The sequence below is a fragment of the Streptomyces sp. NPDC053079 genome, assembly GCF_044546695.1.
In the GTDB taxonomy this organism is placed as follows: domain Bacteria; phylum Actinomycetota; class Actinomycetes; order Streptomycetales; family Streptomycetaceae; genus Streptomyces.
Window position 1 is genome coordinate 403,107 of record NZ_JBITZJ010000001.1, and the last position, 21,485, is coordinate 424,591.

At 73.7% G+C, this 21,485-nt stretch carries 17 protein-coding genes; 8 read left to right on the forward strand and 9 right to left on the reverse strand.

Annotated features, from left to right (window positions below):
- Window positions 1-11 precede the first annotated feature (11 nt).
- Window positions 12-875 (forward strand): Fpg/Nei family DNA glycosylase, encoded by an 864-nt coding sequence (locus ACIGXW_RS01810; RefSeq protein WP_399568782.1) that lies wholly within the window; start codon window positions 12-14, stop codon window positions 873-875.
- Window positions 876-882: 7 nt separating this feature from the next.
- Here ACIGXW_RS01810 and ACIGXW_RS01815 read toward each other — a convergent pair whose 3' ends face one another.
- The 3 genes from ACIGXW_RS01815 to ACIGXW_RS01825 all read right to left on the reverse strand — a co-directional run bounded on the left by ACIGXW_RS01815 (window position 883) and on the right by ACIGXW_RS01825 (window position 6,295).
- The gene (locus tag ACIGXW_RS01815) at window positions 883-2,142 is read right to left on the reverse strand and encodes a hypothetical protein (RefSeq protein WP_399568785.1); all 1,260 of its coding nucleotides are present in this window, start codon (window positions 2,140-2,142) and stop codon (window positions 883-885) included.
- Window positions 2,143-2,400: 258 nt separating this feature from the next.
- Window positions 2,401-3,843, reverse strand: coding sequence for an amino acid permease (locus ACIGXW_RS01820; protein ID WP_399568787.1), 1,443 nt, complete (start codon window positions 3,841-3,843; stop codon window positions 2,401-2,403).
- Window positions 3,844-3,940: 97 nt separating this feature from the next.
- Complete coding sequence (locus ACIGXW_RS01825; RefSeq protein ID WP_399568789.1) at window positions 3,941-6,295, reverse strand: GH92 family glycosyl hydrolase; 2,355 nt, start codon at window positions 6,293-6,295, stop codon at window positions 3,941-3,943.
- A gap of 198 nt (window positions 6,296-6,493) precedes the next feature.
- Between ACIGXW_RS01825 and ACIGXW_RS01830 the strand changes: the two genes are divergently transcribed.
- The gene (locus tag ACIGXW_RS01830) at window positions 6,494-7,681 is read left to right on the forward strand and encodes a serine hydrolase domain-containing protein (RefSeq protein WP_399568792.1); all 1,188 of its coding nucleotides are present in this window, start codon (window positions 6,494-6,496) and stop codon (window positions 7,679-7,681) included.
- Window positions 7,682-7,767: 86 nt separating this feature from the next.
- Complete coding sequence (locus ACIGXW_RS01835) at window positions 7,768-8,481, forward strand: (2Fe-2S)-binding protein (RefSeq protein ID WP_399568794.1); 714 nt, start codon at window positions 7,768-7,770, stop codon at window positions 8,479-8,481.
- On the opposite strand, the gene ACIGXW_RS01840 is transcribed toward ACIGXW_RS01835, so the two are convergent.
- Window positions 8,460-9,068 carry a PAS domain-containing protein gene (locus tag ACIGXW_RS01840; RefSeq protein ID WP_399570767.1) on the reverse strand — a complete coding sequence of 203 codons (609 nt, stop codon included), beginning with the start codon at window positions 9,066-9,068 and terminating at the stop codon, window positions 8,460-8,462. The two genes, ACIGXW_RS01835 and ACIGXW_RS01840, sit on opposite strands and share 22 nt — an antisense overlap.
- A gap of 176 nt (window positions 9,069-9,244) precedes the next feature.
- On the opposite strand from ACIGXW_RS01840, the gene ACIGXW_RS01845 reads away from it, so the two are divergent.
- From ACIGXW_RS01845 to ACIGXW_RS01865, 5 genes are all read left to right on the forward strand, one after another.
- Window positions 9,245-12,442 carry a bifunctional cytochrome P450/NADPH--P450 reductase gene (locus ACIGXW_RS01845; RefSeq protein ID WP_399568796.1) on the forward strand — a complete coding sequence of 1,066 codons (3,198 nt, stop codon included), beginning with the start codon at window positions 9,245-9,247 and terminating at the stop codon, window positions 12,440-12,442.
- Between the two features lie 117 nt (window positions 12,443-12,559).
- A complete protein-coding gene (locus ACIGXW_RS01850) occupies window positions 12,560-13,576 on the forward strand; it encodes a phosphatidylinositol-specific phospholipase C domain-containing protein (protein WP_399568798.1) in 1,017 nt (338 codons plus the stop codon).
- Between the two features lie 36 nt (window positions 13,577-13,612).
- Window positions 13,613-14,182, forward strand: a complete 570-nt coding sequence (locus tag ACIGXW_RS01855) for a hypothetical protein (protein WP_399568800.1) — start codon at window positions 13,613-13,615, stop codon at window positions 14,180-14,182.
- Window positions 14,175-15,362, forward strand: a complete 1,188-nt coding sequence (locus ACIGXW_RS01860) for an MAB_1171c family putative transporter (protein WP_399568802.1) — start codon at window positions 14,175-14,177, stop codon at window positions 15,360-15,362. Before ACIGXW_RS01855 ends, ACIGXW_RS01860 begins: the two co-directional genes overlap by 8 nt.
- Window positions 15,359-16,555 carry a cytochrome P450 gene (locus tag ACIGXW_RS01865; protein WP_399568806.1) on the forward strand — a complete coding sequence of 399 codons (1,197 nt, stop codon included), beginning with the start codon at window positions 15,359-15,361 and terminating at the stop codon, window positions 16,553-16,555. The genes ACIGXW_RS01860 and ACIGXW_RS01865 overlap by 4 nt, the downstream gene beginning before the upstream one ends.
- On the opposite strand, the gene ACIGXW_RS01870 is transcribed toward ACIGXW_RS01865, so the two are convergent.
- Genes ACIGXW_RS01870 through egtA form a run of 5 tightly spaced genes read right to left on the reverse strand, consistent with a single transcriptional unit; the run spans window position 16,552 to window position 21,198 of the window.
- Window positions 16,552-16,764 (reverse strand): dodecin, encoded by a 213-nt coding sequence (locus ACIGXW_RS01870; RefSeq protein ID WP_071962686.1) that lies wholly within the window; start codon window positions 16,762-16,764, stop codon window positions 16,552-16,554. The two genes, ACIGXW_RS01865 and ACIGXW_RS01870, sit on opposite strands and share 4 nt — an antisense overlap.
- A 54-nt stretch (window positions 16,765-16,818) precedes the next feature.
- Window positions 16,819-17,787, reverse strand: coding sequence for an L-histidine N(alpha)-methyltransferase (gene egtD, locus ACIGXW_RS01875; RefSeq protein WP_071962687.1), 969 nt, complete (start codon window positions 17,785-17,787; stop codon window positions 16,819-16,821).
- Window positions 17,784-18,593: an ergothioneine biosynthesis protein EgtC gene (egtC, locus tag ACIGXW_RS01880; RefSeq protein ID WP_399568808.1), complete on the reverse strand. Its 810-nt coding sequence runs from the start codon at window positions 18,591-18,593 to the stop codon at window positions 17,784-17,786. The genes egtD and egtC overlap by 4 nt, the downstream gene beginning before the upstream one ends.
- On the reverse strand, window positions 18,593-19,921 hold the full coding sequence (gene egtB / locus ACIGXW_RS01885) for an ergothioneine biosynthesis protein EgtB (RefSeq protein WP_399568810.1): 1,329 nt from the start codon (window positions 19,919-19,921) through the stop codon (window positions 18,593-18,595). Before egtB ends, egtC begins: the two co-directional genes overlap by 1 nt.
- Window positions 19,918-21,198, reverse strand: a complete 1,281-nt coding sequence (gene egtA / locus ACIGXW_RS01890) for an ergothioneine biosynthesis glutamate--cysteine ligase EgtA (RefSeq protein WP_071962691.1) — start codon at window positions 21,196-21,198, stop codon at window positions 19,918-19,920. Before egtA ends, egtB begins: the two co-directional genes overlap by 4 nt.
- Window positions 21,199-21,485 lie beyond the last annotated feature (287 nt).

Genomic DNA, 21,485 nt, shown 5'->3' on the forward strand with positions numbered 1-21,485 from the left:
AGACTTGAACCATGCCGGAACTGCCGGAGGTCGAGGCCCTCACCGAGTTCCTGGCCGAACGCCTCGTCGGCCGCAGGATCGAGCGCGTGCTGCCCGCCGCCGTGAGCGTCCTCAAGACCTACGACCCGCCGCTGAGCGACCTGGAGGGGCGCGCGGTCACGGCCGTGCGGCGGCACGGCAAGTTCCTCGACGTGGTCACCGACGACGGCCCCCACCTGGTCTTCCACCTCGCCCGCGCGGGCTGGACGCGCTGGCACGACAGCCTTCCCGAAACACCCCCGCGCCCGGGCAGGAGCCCTCTCGCGCTACGGGTGAGGCTGGCCGGCGGCGACGGCTTCGACCTCACCGAGGCCGGCACCCAGAAGCGGCTCGCGGTCTACTGCGCCCGCGACCCCTCCGACGTGCCGGGCATCGCCCGCCTCGGCCCCGACCCCCTCGCACCGGAGTTCACCCTCGAGGCGTTCGCCGCCGTGCTGCGCGGCGAGCGCCGGCAGCTCAAAGGCGTCCTGCGCGACCAGAGCGTCATCGCCGGCATCGGCAACGCCTACTCCGACGAGATCCTGCACGCCGCGCGCATGTCGCCGTTCAAGCTCGCGGCGAGCCTGACGGACGAGGAGACCGCCGCCCTCCACCAGGCCCTGGGCACCACCTTGCGGGAGGCCGTCGAGCGCTCGCGCGGGCACGCCGCCGCCGAGCTGAAGGCCGAGAAGAAGAGCGGCCTGCGGGTCCACGGCCGTACCGGGCAGCCCTGCCCGGTCTGCGGCGACACCATCCGCGAGGTCTCCTTCAGCGACTCCTCCCTGCAGTACTGCCCCACCTGCCAGACGGGCGGCAAGCCGCTGGCCGACCGGCGGTTGTCGCGGCTGCTGAAGTAGGCCGCTCTCACACCAGGGCCAGGGCCGTCAGCGTGGCCGACACCAGCGCGGTGACCGCGGCGGACCGGCCGAGGCCGACGCGGCGCGCGGAGCGGGCCGCTTCGGCCAGCAACTGGGCCACGATCGCGAAGGCCGTGGCCGCGGCCAGCCCGAATCCGCGCATGCCGGCCGCCTCGGCCCGGTCCACCTGCCGGTGCTGCTCGGCCAGCATCGTGCGCCACTGGCGTGGTTCCGTCCGCAGCGCCGCCGACGTGGCTCCGTCGACGCGGTCGGCCGGTTCCGCGGGCCGGCCCATGTAGTGCGCCGTACGGGCCATGAGGCCGGCGGCCTTCGTCTCGGCCACGGCCACGGCCTGCTCGTGCGCGGCGTCCTGGGAGCCCCCGGCCTTCAGGGCGGCCGACAGGCGTGCGGATGCCTGGAGGTCCGCCGCGAGCGCGGTCTGCAGGCTCGCGGTGAGGAACGCCGTCCGCTGGCCGCTCACCTCGACGGCCGTGGAGATCCCGGCGGCCCGGCGCGCCGCCTCGGCCTGGCCGCGCTGCTCGTCGCAGGCCGCCACCATCTGGCCGAAGGGCAGTGCCAGGAGAAGCGCGGCCAGGAACAGCCGGAAGCGTGCGACGCGCCGGTCGTCGCCGGGCGGGGCGGTGGCCGGCTGCGGGAGGAGTTCGGGCCCCCGCAGCACCCGGGGGGCCGGTGGCGGCGCGGGCGGGCGACGCCATCGCACGGGCCGCAGGACGTTCGCGGCCGCCGCGGCCAGGAGGAGGACCGTGACCGCCACCCACACCGAGATCCGCCCCCACAGGGCCCACCGGTCGCCCTCGCGCAGCGTGGCGCCCGGGTCGAGGGCGTACAGCGCGGGCGAGCGCTTCTGCAGGTCGGCCAGCCGGCGCGGGACGTCGTAGCCGAGCTCGCGGTGGACGTAGGCGTCGTCGCCGAGGGACCCGGCGGTGGCGCGGGACGCGAGCGCGCTCTGGGCGGCGAGGGCGTACTCGGACGCGGCCAGCCGCCCCCGGTCCTCCAGGGGCCGCAGGGCGTCGGCCCGTATCCGCGCGGCCGCCGCCCGGAACGCGCCCGGCGCCTCGTCGCCGTAGACGTGGCGGACGTCCTCCCGCACCGCCGCCTGGCGCTTGAGCTCCTCGCGCACCGCGTCCTGATAGGCACCGCCGGCGCCGCTGAACTGCCAGGTGGCCGACAACGTGGCCAGGGCCACCACGACCAGCACCGCGATCTGCAGCCGGATCCGTACGCTGAACCGGCTCCCGCCGGTCACGAGCGCGCCGACGTCGTATGACGGGCCGTCACGGGGCCGTCCAGCCGCTCGATCCGATACGTCACCGACCGCATCACGCGCCCCCGTCGGTTGCCTGCCGCCGCCCTCGCGGCGGGGCGGCGAGCTTGTTCCTCGAAGGTAGCGCGGCGACGGAGCGAAAAGAACGGGCCATGGCCGGAAAGTCATATCTTTTCAGGTAGGCAGACAGGTCGGCCAAAAAAGGTGAGGCCTCTGTCAATTCCGGCGGTGGGAAAGCCGCTAATCCCGGGGAATTCCGCGCTCGTCCGCCTTCGCCAGCTCCGAGTGGCGGTAGGAGTAGGCGAAGTACACCACCAGCCCCAGCGCGAACCACGCCGCGAACCGCACCCACGTCTGCCACGCCAGATAGGTGATCAGCCAGATCGACGCCGCGACCCCGATCGCCGGCACCACCGGCACCCCCGGGCAGCGGAAGCTGCGCGGCAGGTCCGGCCGCCGGTAGCGCAGCACGATGACGGCGGTGCACACCACCGCGAAGGCCAGCAGGATGCCGATGTTGGTCAACTCCGCCGCCTCGCCGATCGGGACGAACCCCGCGATCAGCGCCGAGGCGACGCCCACGATCCACGTCACCCGCGTCGGCACGTGCCGCGTCGGGTGCGTGTGGGCGAACCACTTCGGCAGCAGCCCGTCACGGCTCATCGCGAACCACACCCGGGTCACACCGAGCATGAACGTGAACATCACGGTGAGGATGCCGATGATCGCGCCGACGGCGATGACGTCCGCGATCCCGCTCAGCCCCACCGCCTTGAAGGCCGTCGAGAAGCCGCTTTCCTTGTCGATCTCGTGGTAGGGCTGCATGCCGGTCAGGACCAGGCAGGCCAGTACGTAGAGCACCATCGAGATGGCGAGCGAGTACATGATCGCCTTCGGCATGTGGCGCTGCGCGTCCTTCGATTCCTCCGCCGCCGTGGACATCGCGTCGTAGCCGAACACCGCGAAGAAGACCGTCGCGGCTCCCGTGAACGCCCCGCTGACGCCGAAGGGGAAGAAGGGGGTGTAGTTGGAGCTCTCGATGTGGAAGAACCCCACGATGATCACCAGCAGCACGACCAGGACCTTCAGGCCCACCACGATCGTCTCGAACCGGGCGGCGTTCTTGATGCCCATGGTCAGCAGATAGGCGATCAGCAGGCACAGCACCGCCGCGAACAGATCCACCCGGTGCCCTTCGCCGGTGCCCGGCGCGCCCAGCATCCAGTCGGGCAGCTGGGTGTTCGTCTCCGCGAGCAGGAAGTTGATGTAGCCGGAGATGCCGATGGCCACGACCGCGACGATGGCCGTGTACTCCAGCAGCAGGTCCCAGCCGATGAACCAGCCGCCGATCTCGCCGAGCACCGCGTAGCCGTACGTATAGGCGGACCCGGCGCGCGGGATCAGGCCCGCGAACTCGGCGTACGAGAACGCCGCCGCCGCGCTCGCCACGCCCGCGATCAGGAACGAGACCAGGACGGCCGGGCCCGCCACGCCGTTGGCGATCGTGCCCGCGAGGCTGAAGATGCCGGCGCCGATGATGCCGCCGACGCCGATCGCGGTGAGCTGCCACAGCCCCAGGGTGCGGGTCAGACGCTCCCCGTGGGCCTCGGTCTCCTCCGCCTCCTCGATCGTCTCGATCGGTTTGCGGCGCAGTACGCCCTGACCAACCCGGAGCCCGGCCATGCGTTGTCCTCTCGTCGATCCTTCAGGGCGGGATCGCGGTCATCATGGCCGAGCCGGGGCGGCGACGGAAGGCGCCGCCCCGCAGGGGCGGCGGGGATCAGCCGATGGCGGGCGGCACGGCCCGGGCGGTCGTCCCCCAGCCGGAGGGCTTCGTCCCGACGGTGAAGTCCAGCCGCTCGCCCCGGCGGATCGCGTCCGTCGTCAGATACGTGCGGTCGTACGCGGCACCGTCCAGCCGCACCGTGCGCACGTACCGGTTCTCCCGCGAGGTGCCCGGGGCGCTGACGGTGAAGCGGCCCCGGGGGTACCAGCGCCGGTCCAGGCGCAGGTCGACCCGGTCGAAGACCGGTGTGCTCAGCCCCCACACGTCCGCGCCCGGCTGCACCGGGTACACCCCGATGGCCGACAGCACCATCCACGCCGACATCGTGCCCAGGTCGTCGTTGCCGGTCATCCCGTCCGGACTGTCGGTGAACAGGGTCAGCGCGGCGTGCACCACGTCCGTCGTCTTCCACGGGCGGCCGGTGGACAGATAGGTGTACGGGGCGATGAGGTCCGGCTCGTTCTGCGGGTTGTACTTGTCGGCGTTGTAGTAATCGTACGGGCCGTTGACCCACACCTGGCGGGCGGTGCGCGCCGGGTCGGCGAGCAGGCGGTCGTAGGCGAAGAAGGAGTCGAGCCGCTTGTCGGCCGCGTCCTTGCCCCCGATCAGCCGCACCAGTCCGGGCAGGTCCTGCGGCACCAGCCACTGGTACTGCCAGGCCGTGCCCTCGTGGAAGCCGGGGCTCTTCGCCGGGTCGGCGGACCCGGTGAAGGCGCCGGAGGCGTCACGGGGCCGGAAGAAGCCGGTGGCCGGGTCGTAGAGCCTGCGGTAGTTCAGCGACCGCTTCGCATAGCGGTCGGCGTCCGCGCGGTGGCCCAGCTCGCGGGCCATCCGGGCGAGCACCCCGTCGGCGAGCGCGTACTCCAAGGTGGCCGAGGCGCCCTCGTGCAGGTCGGAGTCGCCGGGCTTGCTCTTGGGCCGGTCGGGCAGGTGGGGCACGTAACCGTCGCGCAGATAGCGGTCGTTGCCCTCCCGGCCCACGGCGGGGGAGGCGGCGGGCGGCATTCCGTCCGCGTTCTTCCTCAGGACCCGGTAGGCCTCCTCCTCGTGCCCGGCGAGCAGGCCGTGCTGGAAGGCGTTGGTCAGGTAGGGGGTGACGGGGTCACCGGTCATGATGTTGGTCTCGACCGGGCCGTAGCCCCACTTGGGCAGCCAGCCGCCCTCCGCGTCGATCCGCAGCACGGACAGCGCCATGTCCCTGGACTCGCGCGGCGCGAGCAGGGCCAGCAGCTGGGCCTGGGTGCGGTAGGTGTCCCACAACGACCAGTTCTGGTAGTACGTGAAGCCCCTGGCCTGATGGGCCTTGTGGTCCCAGCCGGTGTAGCGGCCGTCGACGTCGCTGCCGATGTTGGGCGCGAGGAAGGCGCGGTAGAGCGAGGAGTAGAAGGTCCGGCGCAGCGTCGCGCCGCCGCCCTGGACCCGTACGTCGCGCAGCCGCCGTTCCCAGGCGTCGTGCGCCGCGAGGGCCGTGCGGTCGAAGCCGTCCTCCTCGGCGCGCAGATTGCGCTGCGCGCCCGCCGCGTCGACGTAGCTGATGGCGGTGGTGGCCTCGACGTCCCGGTCGTCGGTGGCGTCGAAGCGGACCCAGGCCCCGTTGCGGCTGCGCGAGGTGGAGGCCCGCGAGCCGTCGGCCAGCGCGTCGCCGTTCCACGTTCCGTAGCCGGTGAAGGGGCGGTCGAAGCGGGTGAGGGTGTGCACGGTGTACGGGCGGGTGTCCTGGCAGAAGCCGCGCCCCGTGATGGTGGTGCGGACCGTACGGCTGTCGATGATCTCGACGCTGGTGGAGACCGTCTTGTGCAGCGACTGGCCCGTGTTGAACAGGACGTTGGCCTTCTGCGTGGCCGGGAAGGTGTAGCGCTGGCGGCCCGTGTGGGCGGTCGCCGTGAGCTCCGCCGTGATGCCGCCGTAGGAGCCCAGTCTGACGCGGTAGTAGCCGGGGCGGGCCCGCTCGTCGCGGTGGCTGAATTCGGCGGCGTACCGGGCGTTGTCCGTCTGCTTCACGTCGCCCGTCGTGGGCAGCACCGGCAGGTCGCCGCCGATGCGGCAGCCGACGCCGGACAGATGCACGGTGCTGAAGCCGCGGATGTGGTGGTCCTGGTAGTCGTAGCCCGTGCTGTGGCCGGTGTCGGGGGAGAGCTGCACCATGCCGAAGGGCACGGCGGCCCCGGGGAAGGTGTTGCCCTCGTTCCGGGTGCCGATGAAGGGGTTGACGAGGCCGGTCAGCTCCTCGTCCGGGGCCGTCGCCGCGGCCGGCCCCGGGGGGACGAGGGCGGTGGAGCCCAGCAGCGCCACGAGGGCGAGAGCCATCACGCCGGTGCGGCGCAGCAGTGGGTGTACGGCCCGTCTCATCCGACCACGCCCCTCGAGCGACATCGATGTCGCTCGAGCCTGTCACGACGAGGTGACGGTGGGTCAAGTACCCGCCGGGCGCCGTGCCTGCCGTCACCTACTCGGGTGAGCAGTCGGCCCGATCCGTTTCGCGTCGGCCGAAGAAGGGGAGTTGGCCCGGGCAGGCGGGGTGCATCGGGTCGTCAGGGGGCGGGGACCATGGCAGACGCCGGGGCCGGGCGTGCGCGCGGGCGGGGACGCGCCGACGGCCGGCGTACGCTGCGGGCCGCCCTGGCAGCGCTCGTCACCGCCCTCACGGTGGCCGTGGCCGCACCCTCCGCGACCCCCGCCGGGGAAGGCGCGGGACACGAGCGCACCCGGGCCGCCATGGAGGCCGCCGTCCGCGACGGCATCCCCGGAGTGCTGGCGCGGGCCCATGACGGGCAGGGCCCGTGGGAGGGCTCGGCCGGGGTCTCCGACCTCACCACACGCCGCCCGTACCTGCCCGGGGACCACTTCCGGACCGCCAGCATCGCCAAGACGTTCGTCGCGACCGTCCTGCTCCAGCTGGAGGCGGAGGGCCGGGTCGCGATGACCGACACGGTCGACGCGCGACTGCCCGGGGTGGTGCGCGGGAACGGCCACGACGGCCGGAGGATCACCATCGCTCAGCTGCTCAACCACACCAGCGGAGTCTTCAACTACCTCGACGACCCCACCGTCCGCGAGAAGGCCTACGGCAAGGCCTTCCTCGAGCACCGCCACGACGCCTGGAGCGGCGAACAGCTGGTCCGGCTCGCCATGACACACGCCCCCACCTTCGAGCCGGGCACCGGCTGGTCCTACTCCAACACCGAGTACACCCTCGCCGCGATGATCGTCGAACGGGTCACCGGCCGTCCGTACGCGACCGAGCTGCGCCGGCGCATCACCGAACCGCTCGGCCTGCACTCCACCACCCTGCCCGGCGCCGACGGCAGGCTCCCCAGGCCGAGCGGGCGGGCCTACACCCGCTTCCACGACGACCCGGGCACCACGCACGACGTCACCGAGTTCAACGCGTCCCTGCTGTGGGCCGTCGGCGACATGATCTCCACCACCGCCGACCTCGACCGCTTCCTGGGCGCGCTGCTCGGCGGCCGGCTGCTCCCGCCGGCGCAACTGACGCGGATGACGACCACGGTCCCCATGGGCAACGAACCGGACATCGCCACCGGACTGGGGCTGTTCCGGTACCGGCTGCCGTGCGGGGTGGAGGTGTGGGGCCACGACGGCCTCTTCTACGGCACGCAGAGCATCGCCTACGCCACCCGGGACGCGGGGCACCGGCTGGTCCTCGACTTCAACGGCGACTGGCTCGCCGGGACCAGGGCCGCGGGGGACGTGCTGCGGGCGGAGTTCTGCTGACGGACACCGCCCGGGCATACTGGTCGCTTTCGACCCCCTGCCCCGCCCCGCGGGGCGGACGACCGACCGAAGGAACCGACCGGCCCATGCGCCTTCGCGAACTCGCCGACGTCGGGCCGTTCTTCGCCCTGCGCACCGGCGACGACCCCGAAGGCGCCGACAGCGGCTATCTGCCCCTGGGCGAAGAGGCCGTGCGGCTGCGCGTGGAGACCGTCGCCGAGCGGCTGGGGACGGCGGACCGCCGCGTGGCCGCCTCCATCGCCTTCCAGGGCATCGCGGGCCGGCTGACGTCCATCGCGCTCGGCTCGGCCGTCCTGACCGGGCGGGTCCCCGACCTGGCCGGCGGCGATCTGCGGTGGCACCCGGCCCGCAGCGCCCCCGACGACCTCCTGCTCCCCGCACCGGCCGCCGTCGCGCCGGCCGCGGACCCGGCCGGGCAGGCCGAGCGGATCTCGGCCGCCGTGCTGCACGGCCTGCTGGTCCCCCTGCACCACGCCACCCGTGCCGCGACGCCCGTCTCGGCCCGGCTGCTGTGGGGCAACGCCGCGTCCTCCCTGGCCGGTTCCCTGCGCGTCCTGCACACCTGGTGCCTGGAGCACAACCGCCCACAGGACGCCGACCACGCGCTCGCCCTCACCCGGGCCCTGTTCCGGGACCCGCTGCTGCGCGACACCGGCACCCTGCGCCGCACCCGCGGCGGCCCGGTCTTCGAGCGGCGCACCTGCTGCCTGTACTACCGGGTGGCCGGCGGCGGTATGTGCGGGGACTGCGTGCTGCGTCACCCGCCCCGCGGGCGCTGAGCGGCGGGAGGCGCCGGCGGCCACTGCCCGGGAGCCAGCACGCCCAGCACGTACGCCTTGGCCACCAGGGCCGTGCGGTTGGGCACGCGCCAGCGCCGGGTGAGCCGGCCCACGTGGTAGTTGACGCCGTCCACCGTCAGCCCGACCGCCTTGCCGATGGCGGCCGTCGTGGCCCCGGCGGCGACCAGCGCGAGGATCAGCCCCTCCACCTCGCTGACCTCGGCCACCGGCTCCCGCGCCACGGGCTCGTCCCGTACCCGCAGCACCGCCAGCAGCGTCGGGAACTCCGGGGAGGGATCGCCCACCGGGTCCACCAGCAGCTCGCCCTCCCGTTCGGGCTCCCGCGCGCCCTGCCGCCAGCGCACGTCGATGGTGTAGCGGGACCGGTGGCCCAGCCGCAGCGCCTCGGCGAGCCTGCCGAGCTGGCCGGCGGCGCTGCTGCTGGGCCGGAAGAGGTCCAGCAGCCTGCGGCCCCGCACCTGGCCGGGGGACAGGCCCCACTGGGCGGCCATGGCCGGGTTGGCCATGGTCACCACGCCCTCGCACGTACAGATGGCGATCGGCACCGGGACGCGGTCGAGCAGCATGAGGAAGTAATTGCGCCACGCGAAGAACTGCTCGCTGTTCACGGACCCGGTCTCCTCGCTCGCCCACCTCGGTGCCCGGCCCCGGCACGTGCGCAAGCGCGACGCGCCGGGAGCCACTGCACAATCATGTAGTCCGCGGGCCGGGCGGTCCGAGGCGGGGCGGCGAGGCTGAACGCATGACGTATGTGACCCAGGCCCCCGCGGCCGCCATTCCCCTTGTGGACGTCTCCGCCGTCGGGGCCACCGGCACCCCCCTGCAGCAGGCGATGCGCCTGGCCCGCCGGCACGGACCGATCTTCCGGCGCCGCCTGCACGACAGCGACCGGCTCTTCGTCACCTCGCTCGACCTGGTCGCCGAGCTCGCCGACGAGGAACGCTTCACCAAGCACGTCGGCCCGGCCCTGGAGAACGTCCGCGAGTTCACCGCCGACGGCCTGTTCACCGCCTACAACCACGAACCCAACTGGGCCAAGGCGCACGACATCCTGATGCCCGCCTTCGCCCTGGGCTCGATGCGTGCCTACCACCCGGCCATGGTCAAGGTCGCCCGCCGGCTCATCGACTCCTGGGACGCCCACCTCGCCGCCGGCACCCCCGTCGACGTCCCCGAGGACATGACGCGGATGACCCTCGACACCATCGGACTGGCCGGGTTCGGCTACGACTTCGAGTCCTTCGCACGCGGCGGCGAACCGCACCCCTTCGTCGGCGCCATGGTGCGCTGCCTGGAGTGGAGCATGAACCAGCTGGGCCGGGACCCCGGCGGGGACTACGTGGCCGAGGACGCGGCCTTCCGGGCCGACGCCGCCTTCCTGACCACCGTCGTCGACGACGTCGTCAGCGCCCGCACGGCCTCCGGCGACACCCGCACCGACGACCTCCTCGGCCTCATGCTCGGCGCCCCGCACCCCGCCGACGGCACCACCCTCGACGCGGCCAACATCCGCAACCAGGTCATCACCTTCCTCATCGCCGGCCACGAAACCACCTCCGGGGCACTGTCCTTCGCCCTCCACCACCTCCTGAAGGACCCCGTCTCGCTGCGCCTGGCCCAGCGCGAGGCCGACGAGCTGTGGGGCGACGCCGAGGACCCGGACCCGACCTTCGAGGACATAGGCCGGCTGCGCTGGACCCGCCAGGTCCTGAGCGAGGCCCTGCGGCTGTGGCCCACCGCGGCCGCCTTCGTCCGCGAACCCCGCGAGGACACCCTGCTCGGCGGCCGCTACCCGCTGCGCGCGGGGGAAGGCGTCACCGTCCTCACCCCGATGCTGCACCGCGACCCCGTCTGGGGCGACAACCCCGAGCTGTTCGACCCCACACGCTTCGCACCCGAGGCGGAGGCGGCCCGCTCACCGCACGCCTACAAACCCTTCGGCACCGGCGAACGCGCCTGCATCGGACGCCAGTTCGCCCTGCACGAGGCCACCATGCTGCTGGCCCTCCTGGTCCACCGCTACCGCCTCGTCGACAGCGCCGGCTACCGGCTGCGCGTCAAGGAGACCCTCACCCTCAAGCCCGACGGCTTCACCCTCACCCTCGCGCGCCGCACCTCCGCCGACCGCACCCTCGGCCGCGGCGCCTTCCCCGGCGGCACCTCCACCACAGTGCGCACCGACCGGAGCGACGACCCCGGGCTGCCCACCCGCGCCGGCCAGGGCACCGGCCTGCTGGTCCTGCACGGCTCCAACTACGGCACCTGCCGCGACCTGGCCCGGGGCATCGCCGACGAGGCCGGCCGCCTCGGCTTCGACGCCGCCCTCGCCCCGCTCGACGAGCACACCGGCGCCCTGCCCGCCGGCACCCCCGTGGTCGTCGTCGCCGCCTCGTACAACGGCCGCCCCACGGACGACGCCGCCCGCTTCACGCAGTGGGCCGAGCGCGAGGCCGGACCGGGCGCGGCCGCTGGGGTGCCCTACGCGGTCCTCGGCATCGGCGACCGCAACTGGGCCGCCACCTACCAGCGCGTGCCCACCCTCCTCGACGAGCGCCTCGAAGCCCTCGGCGGCACGCGCCTGCTGCCCCGCGCCGAGGCCGACGCCTCCGGCGACCTGAACGGCGCCGTGGAGGAGTTCACCCGGGCCCTGACCCGGACGCTCCTGGAGCACTACGGCGACCCGGCGAGCGCCGGCGCGGCCCGGCCGGCGTCGCCCGACGGCCCCGCCCACAGCGTCACCGAGATCACCGGTGGCCCGCTCTCGGCCCTGGCGGCCCGGCACGACATGGTGCCCATGACAGTCACCGAGGCCCATGAACTCACCGACCCCGCCCACCCGCGCACCAAGCGCTTCCTGCGCCTGGCCCTCCCCGACGGCGTCACCTACCGCACCGCCGACCACCTCACCGTCCTGCCCGTCAACGACCCCCGCCTCGTCGACCGCGCCGCCGCCCTCTTCGGCGTCGACCCCGCCACCGTCCTGTCCGTCCACCCGCACCGCCCCGGACGCGACAGCCTTCCCGTCGACAGGCCGCTGACCGCCGGCGAACTCCTCTCCCACCACCTGGAACTGCAACAGGGCCCGACGCCCCGTCAGCTTCAGGCGCTGGCCGACCGCAACCCCTGCCCGCCCGAGCAGGAAGCCCTGCGCGGCGTCGCCGCCGAGGACCCGCGCACCGTCCTGGACCTCATCGAGGACCACCCCGCCCTGCGCGGCGCCCTCGGCCCCGCCGCCCTGCTCGAGCTGCTGCCCCCGATGCGCCCGCGGCACTACTCCATCTCCTCCTCCCCGGCCGTCGACGCCCGCCACGTCGACCTCATGGTCTCCCTCTTGCAGGCACCTGCCCGCTCCGGCCGGGGCGAGTTCCGCGGCACCGGCTCCGCGCACCTCGCAGGACTGAGGCCCGGCGACACCGTCCTGGCCCGCGTCCAGCCGTGCCGCGAGGCGTTCCGCGTCACCGACCACGAGCGGACCCCGGTCGTGATGATCGCCGCCGGCACGGGACTGGCCCCCTTCCGGGGCGTGGTCGCCGACCGCGCCGCCCTCGCCGCGGCCGGCACCCGGCCGGCGCCCGCCCTGCTGTACTTCGGCTGCGACGACCCCGACGCCGACTTCCTGCACCGCGCCGAGCTCCACGCGGCGCAGGAGGCGGGCGCGGTCTCCGTGCGCCCCGCCTTCAGCGCCCGGCCGGAGGCCGGCGGCGGCCCGTTCGTCCAGCACCGCCTGGCCGCCGAGGGCGACGAGATCTGGTCCCTGCTGGAGTCCGGGGCGCGGGTGTACGTCTGCGGCGACGGCGCCCGCATGGCACCGGGCGTACGCGCCGCCCTGCGCGACCTCCACGCCCGCCGGACCGGCTCCGACGCCCGCGCCGCCGACGCGTGGCTGCGCGAACTGACCGACGCCGGACGCTACGTCGAGGACGTCTACGCCGCCGGCTGAGACCTGGGGTCCCTACCACTTGGTCAACTCCCGTAACCTGCTCATCGATCACATCAGCGATCACCGAGCACGGAGACGAAAGTGGTGGGGACCTTGCGGACGGCCATACGAACCGGAGTGACCGCGGTCGCGGTGGCGGCCGCACTGGCCGCCCCGACGGCCCCCGCCGGAGCGGCACCCGCCCGGCCCCTCTCCTACGCCGCCACCACCTCGGTGGGGGTGCACAACGCCTACGAACAGGCCAAATACCCCTACTTCGCCGACGCCCTGGACTCCGGAGCCTCCCTCCTGGAGCTCGACGTCTGGTCCAACGGCTTCGGCGGCAGCTCCTTCCGCGTCTCCCACGCCAACCCGCTGCGCAACGCCAACAACTGCGAGGGCGCCGGCTCGCCGGCCGAACTGCGCACCAAGTCCCGCAACCAGCCCCTCGCCGGCTGCCTCGCCGACATCCGCGCCTGGCACGACGCCCACCCCGGCCACCGGCCGGTGCTGCTCAAGGTCGAGATGAAGGACGGCTTCAACGCCGACAGCGGCCGCGGCCCCGCCGAGCTCGACGCCCTGCTCACCAGCCGGCTCGGCGACGCCCTCTACCGCCCCGCCGACCTGCTGGGCGAGCACGCCACCCTCGACGAGGCCGCACGGGCCGGGCGCTGGGCCGACCGCTCCGCCCTGGCCGGCAAGTTCCTCGTGGAACTCATCCCCGGCACCGTCGAGGAGCGCAACCCCGCCGACCGCCTGTGGACCGACCGCGAGTACGCCACCCACCTGCGCGACCTCGCCGCCGCCGGCCGCATCCGCGAGGCCGGCGCCTTCCCCGCAGTCCACGGCGCGGTCCCCGGCGACCCGCGCACCCGCTACGCCGACGCCGGCATCCGCCCCTGGTTCGTGCTCTTCGACGGCGACGCCGCCACCTACCTCAAGGGCGGCATCGACACCGCCTGGTACGACAGCCGGCACTACCTCCTCGTCATGACCGACGCCCACAACGTGCCGCCCGCCATCGACGTCACCCGCCCCACCGAAGCCCAGGCCCGCGAGCGCGTCTCCCTCCTGGCCAGAGCCCACGCCAGCTTCGCCACCGCCGACTGGTACCCGCTGCCGCAGGTGCTCGCGACGGTGGCGCCACGCGGCTGACGCCGCCGGGCCGGGGCGGGTGAGGAGACGGTGATCGTGGTGAGATGGCGGTTCGGACCGGGCGGCAAGCGCCCGGGAGGCATCAGGGAACAGTGCGAGGAACGGGTACGGGCCCTCGGCCTGCCCGCCCGGGGCACCTTGACGATCGACGAGGTCTGCGCGCACATCAGCAGCCTGCACGGCCGCCCCATCCACCTCATCCCCCTGGACCTGCCCCTCGGCAGCCCCGACGGGCTGTGGGTCTCCGCCGAGGCCCAGGACTACGTCGTCTTCGAACAACGCCTCGCCCCCGTCCACCAGCACCAGGTGATCCTCCACGAGATCGGCCACGTCGTCTGCGACCACGACGCGGCCCCCGTGATGACCGCCGACTCCTCCCGGCTCCTCTTGCCCTCCCTCGACCCCGAGATGGTGCGCAGAGTGCTGGGCCGCGAACACGAGCACTCCGAGGTCGAACTCGAAGCGGAGCTCGTCGGCTCCCTCATCGGCCGCCAGATCGGCACCTGGACGGCACAACGCACCTGGACCGTGCCGCCCGAAGCCCGGGAACTGGCCGCCCGGCTCGCCGCCCTGGAGTCCCCGACCCTCCGAGGGAGAGATGAATAGCGTCCTGTACCCCGTCTGCGCCGGCGTGGCGTGGCTGGCCCTGCTGTACAAAACCCGCGTCCTGCGCACCGACCGGTCCGCCGCACAACTGGCGCTGACCGGCAACTTCCTCCTCCTGGGGATCACCTACACCGTCTCCACCCCCGTCGTATGGGTGGCCACCAGCCGGGCCGCGGGCATCGTCAACTTCTCCGGACTGCTCACCCAGAGCTGCGTGGTGCTGATGTCCGCCTGCCAGCAGCTGGTGCTGCTGCACCTCACCCACGAACGGGCCACCGCCTGGCGCAAGGCGGTGCCCCGCCTCATCGCCCTCGCCCTGGTCCTCGTCACGATGGTGACGCTCTTCTCGGCGGCCACCATCCAGCGGGAGGCGCCGAACGACTTCGCCCTGTCCAAGGCCCAGTACTACCCCGCGTACATCACCGTCTACCTCGTGGCCTACACGGCGAACCAGATCGACGTCGGCATCCTGGGCTGGCGCTACGCCAAGGTCGCCGCCACCCCGTGGCTGCGCCGCGGCCTGCTCCTGATCGCCCTCACCCTGCCGTTCGCCCTGGTCTACAGCGGCTGCCGGGCCGCGGACGTCATCGCCGGGCAGTTCGGCACCGACGGACGCGCCTGGGAACCCATCGCCCAGCTCGCCGTCACCATCGCCACCATCACCAAGATCATCGGCTGGACGATCCCCGACTGGGGACGCCACCTCAGCACCCTCGCGGACGGCGTCAGGGACCGCCTCACCTACCGCGAGCTGGTCCCCTTCCACCGCGAGGTCACCGCCCTGGTGCCCGAACCCGTCATACCGCTGGACCCCCGGGCGGACCTGCGCACCCGGCTGTACCGCACGGTGGTCGAGATCCGCGACGCCCAGTGGTCCCTGCGGACCTGGATGGACCCCGCCGTGGCCGACGCCGCCCGCCGCCGGGCCGAGGCCGCGCAGCTGCAAGGCGACGACGTGGCCGTCGTCGTCGAAGCGGCCCAGCTCCGCGCCGCGATCCAGGCGAAGGCCGCACAGCGGCAGCCGGCCGGACACACCCACGCCCCGCGCGTCGCCGAACCGGGCGACCTCGCCGCCGAACTGGCCTTCCAGCGCAGGCTGGCCCGCGCGTTCGCCGGCTCGCCCCTCGTCACCGCGGCCCTGGCGGACACCACGAGCACCCGGACCGAGGAAACAGCATGACCCTGCCCATGCCGTTCGACACGGCGTTCTTCGACGACCCCTACCCCGTGTACGCCCGGCTGCGCGCCGAAGGCCCGGTGCACCACGTCACCACCCCGGACGGCTCCCCGATCTGGCTGGTGCTGCGCGAACGGGACGTGCGCGCCGGGCTGGGCGACGGCAGGCTCTCGGTCGACAAGGCCCACTCCCGCAACGGCTACAAAGGCTTCACTCTGCCGCCGGCCCTGGACGCCAACCTGCTCAACATCGGCCCCGCCGACCACCTGCGCCTGCGCCGCCTGGTGTCCAAGGCGTTCACCCCCCGCCGCGTCGAAGACCTGCGCGGGCGGGTACGGGCCGCGGCCGACCGCCTCGCCGACGGGCTCGCCGCCCACGACGGCGCGGCCGACCTGGTCGAGCACTACGCCAATCCGCTGCCGCTGATCGTCATCGGGGACCTGCTCGGCGTGCCCGAGGACAGCCGGCGCCCGTTCTCAGCCTGGGCGGGCGCGATGTTCGACCCCGCGTACCCCGGCCAGATCGCGGAGAGCGTCGGCCACATCCACCGCTTCCTGCTGGACCTGGTCGCCGCCCGGCGCGCCGCCCCCGGGGAGGACCTGCTGTCGGCGATGATCGCCGCCCGCGACGAGGGGGACCGGCTCAGCGAGGACGAACTGGTCTCCCTCGCCTTCCTCATCCTGCTCGCCGGCAGCGAGAACACCCAGCACCTCATCACCAACGGCCTGCTGACCCTGCTCGGCCACCCCGCGCAGCTGGACGCGGTGCGCTCCGACCCCGGCCTGCTGCCGGGCGCGGTCGAGGAGATCCTGCGCCACGCCCACCCCAACCAGTGGGCCATCCGCCGGTTCCCCACGCAGGACGTCGACATCGAGGGCGTGCGCATTCCGGCCGGGGACACCGTGATGCTCGGCATCGCCTCCGCCAACCGCGACCCCGAACGCCACCGGGACCCGGACGCGTTCGACATCCACCGCGAGGACAAGCAGCACCTCTCGCTGGGCCAGGGCCTGCACTACTGCCTCGGCGCGCCGCTCGCCCGCATGGAGACCGCGATCGCGCTGGGCACCCTGCTGGAGCGCTTCCCGCGCATCGGCCTCGCGGCCGCGCCGCGGACGCTGCGCCGGCGTGCCTCGTTCCGGTCCCACGCCCTCAAGGCGCTGCCGGTCACCGTCGGTTCCGGCGGCCGCCCCTAGGCGTCCTCCAGCCGGAACCCGACCTTGAGGCCCACCTGGTAGTGCGCGATCGCACCGTTCTCGAGGTGGCCGCGGATCTGGGTCACCTCGAACCAGTCCAGCTCCCGCAGCGTCTGCGCGGCGCGGTTGATCCCGTTGCGGATCGCCTCGTCCACGCTCTTCTGCGAGGAGCCGACGATCTCTGTCACCCGATAGGTGTGGTTGGACATGGTCCCACCGTGCCCCACCTCCCGCGCCGGCGCGAGGCGGGGGAGGCAGGGGGGCTACGGCACCACCGGCACCGACAGGGACAGGGCGAACCGGTCCTCCTCGTCCGTCCACCAGTGGGTGAGCTCCAGCCCGGCCGCCGCAAGCTCCGCTCGGACGCCCTCCCGGCGGAACTTCGCGGATACCTCGGTCCGCAGCTCCTCGCCCGGCTCGAAGTGCACGGCCAGGTCCAGCGCGGGGATCTTGGCCACCACCGGCGTCCGGGCCCGCAGCCGCATCTCGATCCACTCGCGCCGCGCGTCCCACAGGGCGACGTGGTCGAAGTCGCCGGGGTCGAAGTCCGCGCCGAGCTCGCGGTTGATGACGGTCAGGACGTTCTTGTTGAAGGCGGCGGTGACCCCCTGGGCGTCGTCGTAGGCCGGTACGAGCACCCGCTCATCCTTGACCAGGTCGGTGCCGAGCAGCAGCGCGTCGCCGGGGGCGAGGCCGGAGCGGATGCCGGCGAGGAACGTCGCGCGCTCGGCCGGCAGCAGATTGCCGATGGTGCCGCCGAGGAAGGCGACGATGCGCGGCCCGGGCACGTCGGGCAGGGCCAGCCCGTACTGGAAGTCGGCGACGAGGGCGTGCACGGTCAGCGCCGGGTGCTCGGCCAGCAGCGTCCGCGCGGCACCGGAGAGCGCGCTCTCGCTGACGTCGACGGGGACGTAGGTCTCCAGCTCCGCCAGGGCCCGGATCAGGTGGCGGGTCTTGTCCGAGGAGCCCGAGCCCAGCTCGACGAGCGTACGGGCGCTGGTGGCCGCGGCGATGTCGCCGGCCCGGGCGATGAGGATCTCGCGCTCGGCGCGCGTCGGGTAGTACTCAGGAAGCAGCGTGATCTCGTCGAAGAGCTCGCTGCCGCGGGCGTCGTAGAACCACTTGGGGGGCAGTTCCTTGGGCGAGCGGGTCAGGCCTTCGGCCACGTCCGCCCGCAGGGCGGCGGCCGTCGCGTCGAGGGGGAGGGTGCGGGTGAGGACGAACGGACTCACGAAACGGGCTCCTTGAGCGGGAAACGCGAAGGACGCGAGGAAGCGGCAGGCGGGGACTGAGGGTCGAGTGGGGACAGCGTGACGCCGGTGCGGTCGGCGGTCAGGAGCGTGCGGTCGCAGACCTCTCTCCAGCGGGGATCGTCGTCGTACGGCTCGGAGGCCACGACCGTCCGGCGCGCACCGGGGTCGGCCAGGTACCAGAGCGAGTCGCCCCAGGCGGTGGCCGCGACGGCCGCCCCGTCCGTCAGGAGCAGGTTCAGCCGCGAGCCCGGCGCCGCCTGGACCAGCGTCGTCACCGCCCCCGACAGCGCCCGCCCCATCGGCTCGCCGGCCAGCAGCCGGTGCTCCACCAGCGCCCAGACGAACGCCGAGTCCGACCGCGCCGCGAGCCGCAGCAGCGCTCCCGGCGGCAGCAGCGGGGCGAGCGGGGCGGCCGAGTCCGGCCATCCGCTCAGCGCACCGTTGTGGCTGAACAGCCAGGGGCCGCCCGCGAAGGGGGCCGCGGCCGCCTCCGCGTCCGCTCCCGCGAACGTCGCGTCCCGCACCGCCGCCAGCAGCGCCGGGGCCCGCACGACGCGGGCGAGATCGGCGAACGACTCGTCCCCCCAGATCGGCCCGGCCCGCCGGTAGCGCGCCGGCAGCGGATCGCCCGGCGCGTACCAGCCGACGCCGAAGCCGTCCGCGCTGACCGTGCCGTTGCGCATGTACCGCGGCGCCCACGACTGGCGCACCAGCGCGTACGGGGGCACGACGAGGCTCTCACCGAGCGGGGCGTCCGGGCCCAGCACGGCGATATGACGGCACATCAGGAGGGTTCCGCGTCGCGAGCGGTACGGAAACCGGAGAAGATCTGCCGGCGGACCGGCAGATCCCAGTTGCGGAACGTCCCCCGGCAGGCCACCGGGTCGACCGCGAAGCACCCGCCCCGCAGCACCTTGTGGCGGTCCCCGAAGAACACCTCGGAGTACTCCCGGTAGGGAAAGGCCCTAAAGCCCGGATACGGCAGGAAGTCGCTCGAAGTCCACTCCCACACGTCCCCGATCAGCTGCCGCACCCCCAGCGGCGACGCACCCCGCGCATAGGCGCCGACGGGCGCCGGGCGCAGATGCCGCTGGCCGAGGTTGGCGTGCTCGGGCGTGGGGTCCTCCTCGCCCCACGGATAGCGCCTCGAGCGGCCGGAGACCGGGTCGTGCCGGGCGGCCTTCTCCCACTCGGCCTCCGTGGGCAGCCGACGCCCCGCCCACGCCGCGTAGGCCTCGGCCTCGTACCAGCTCACGTGCAGCACCGGCTCGGCCGGCGGCACGGGCTCCACGACCCCGAACCGCCGCCGCACCCACGCACCGCCCTCGCGCCGCCAGAACAGCGGGGCGCCCAGCCCGTGGCGGCGCACCTGCTCCCAGCCCCGCGGATGCCACCAGCGCGGATCGTCGTAGCCGCCGTCCTCGACGAACCGCAGATACGCGCCGTTGCTCACCGGCAGGGTGTCGATGAAGAACGACGGTACGAAGCGCGGATGCGCGGGCCGTTCGTTGTCCAGCGCCCAGGGCTCGGTCGAGGTGCCCATGGTGAACGGGCCCCCCTCGACCAGCACTTCCGCCGGCAGCAGAGCGGCGTCCGGCGCGGCCGGCGGCGGCTCGGGGGCGGTGAGCGCCGGCGGGCCGCCGCGCAGCTGGTGCGTGATGAGCATGGTCTCGTCGTGCTGCTGCTCATGCTGGGCGATCATGGCGAAGGCGAAGCTGTCCTCCACCAGCGGCCCGCCGCCCAGCACCGGGGTGCGCTCCAGGACGTCCAGCACCCTGCCGCGCACCTCCGCGACGTACCCCCGCGCCTCCCCCGGCGTCAGCAGGGGCAGCGACGGCCGCTCGGCGCGCGGATGCTCGAAGGCGTCGTACACGGAGTCGATCTCGGGGCGCAGCGCCTCGTGCCCGGCCACGGCACGCAGCAGCCACAGCTCCTCCTGATTGCCGATGTGCGCCAGGTCCCACACCAGCGGCGACATCAGCGGCGAGTGCTGCGCGGTCAGCTCCCGCTCGTCGACGCAGCCGGTCAGGGCGCGAGTGCGCTCGCGGGCGGTGAGCAGGGCGCCCGCGGCGCGCTCGCGCAGGGTGACGGGGTCCTGCTCCGGGGCGCTCACCGGCGGACCCCCTTGCCGGCGACCTCGTCCAGCAGATCATCGGCCGGGCACCGGCCGCGGTCGACGTAACGGGCCGTGAACTCCTCCACGGCGTCGAGGACACCGGCCTGCGCGCCGAGCCGGGGCAGCGCCTCCCGGGCGGCGGCGAAGCAGGCCACGGCGGCGGCGTGCAGCTCCGGGTCGGCCAGGCCGTGCCGGGCCGCCCTGCGCCAGAGCGCGTTGCGCGGCGCAGGCTGCCGGCTGGGCGTGTCCGCCAGCGCCTTCACCGCGCGGAAGGCGGCCTCCGCCGCCGACGGATCGTCGAACAGCGCGGCGGTCACCGCCAGCGGCACGATCCAGCCGTCGTCCCCCGGCTGCGCGTCGATCATGCGCAGCTCCAGATGGCCGCGCGGCCTTATGGGCGGGAACAGCGTGGTCAGGTGGTAGGCGACATCGCCGACCGTGGGCCGCCGCGGAAGGCCCGTCCGGGCCCACTGGCGCAGGGCCAGCCCCTGCTGCACCGCCCAGGGCTCCTCGTCGGACCGCACGAACATCACGTTCGCGTTCAGCGCGTACGCCGCCCAGGCCGCCCGCGGATCGCGATGGCCCACCGGGGCGAGGGTGCGGCCCGGGTCCATCCGTGCGTAGCAGGCCTGCCGGGTGGAGCGCCATCCGCTGGGCCGCCCCAGGTGGAGGGGGGAATTGGCGAACGCGGCGGACAGCACCGCGCCCAGCAGGTGGGCCAGCCGCCAGCGCTGCAGATACCCCAGCGGCCCCGGCTCCTCGTACCCGGCGTCCACGCAGACCTGCACCGACGCCGTCCGGCACATGACGTTGCGCCCGGCACCGTTGATCCGGTCGTAGTAGACCTCCATCGCGTTGTAGCGGGCCTCGTCCCGGACGCGAGGGGGTTCGTACCACGGCTCCTTGCCGTACCCCGCCAGGGTCAGGCCCAGCGGGTGGAGCTCGGCGCGGGCCAGGGCGAGGTCGGCGCTGAGGTCCTCCACACAGGCGGTGAGGGACCCGGCGGGCTGTGAGCTGAATTCCAGCTGGCCACCGGGTTCGACAGTGAACAACGACCGCAGCGGCAGCGCTCCCACACGGTCGGCGGCGGCCGCCAGACGGTGGGGGGCGACGGGGCGGGTGCGGTCGTGCAGATCGTGGACGAGCCATTCCAGTTCGACACCGAGAAGGCGGGGTGGTCCGGTCTTGAAACAGATGCCGCGCACGAACGCATCGGCTTCCGATTCGCCGACCGGCCTGGTGAGGCCTTCCTTGTCAGCAAAGCAGTCGGTCACGCTTGCTACCTCCCGTCCGTTGGTCCGTACCCCCAAAACACCGGCGACAGTCGGGCGTGGTGGGGGACGGACCGTGAACCGGTCAATCTGCGGACCCCCGGACGGCCCCGGCCGGGGAGCGCGCAAGGCGTGCCGGAGGCGCTGCCGGGCCGTCCACGCCCTCTTCCGCGAGCGGGGCGCCGGCGAACGGCGCGTGACCGGAAATCGCGCCTCCCAAGGAGGATCTCGCCGTCCGCTTCCGGACTCGTGGTCACCCGGACATTGTTACGGGCCCTTGACGAGCCCGC

Coding starts and splice junctions, on each gene's coding strand:
- ACIGXW_RS01810 (WP_399568782.1), top strand. CDS start 12: ATGCCGGAACTGCCGGAGGTCGAGGCCCTCACCGAGTTCCTGGCCGAA.
- ACIGXW_RS01820 (WP_399568787.1), bottom strand. CDS start 3,843: ATGGCCGGGCTCCGGGTTGGTCAGGGCGTACTGCGCCGCAAACCGATC.
- ACIGXW_RS01825 (WP_399568789.1), bottom strand. CDS start 6,295: ATGAGACGGGCCGTACACCCACTGCTGCGCCGCACCGGCGTGATGGCT.
- ACIGXW_RS01830 (WP_399568792.1), top strand. CDS start 6,494: ATGGCAGACGCCGGGGCCGGGCGTGCGCGCGGGCGGGGACGCGCCGAC.
- ACIGXW_RS01835 (WP_399568794.1), top strand. CDS start 7,768: ATGCGCCTTCGCGAACTCGCCGACGTCGGGCCGTTCTTCGCCCTGCGC.
- ACIGXW_RS01840 (WP_399570767.1), bottom strand. CDS start 9,068: ATGCTGCTCGACCGCGTCCCGGTGCCGATCGCCATCTGTACGTGCGAG.
- ACIGXW_RS01845 (WP_399568796.1), top strand. CDS start 9,245: ATGACGTATGTGACCCAGGCCCCCGCGGCCGCCATTCCCCTTGTGGAC.
- ACIGXW_RS01860 (WP_399568802.1), top strand. CDS start 14,175: ATGAATAGCGTCCTGTACCCCGTCTGCGCCGGCGTGGCGTGGCTGGCC.
- ACIGXW_RS01865 (WP_399568806.1), top strand. CDS start 15,359: ATGACCCTGCCCATGCCGTTCGACACGGCGTTCTTCGACGACCCCTAC.
- ACIGXW_RS01870 (WP_071962686.1), bottom strand. CDS start 16,764: ATGTCCAACCACACCTATCGGGTGACAGAGATCGTCGGCTCCTCGCAG.
- egtC (WP_399568808.1), bottom strand. CDS start 18,593: ATGTGCCGTCATATCGCCGTGCTGGGCCCGGACGCCCCGCTCGGTGAG.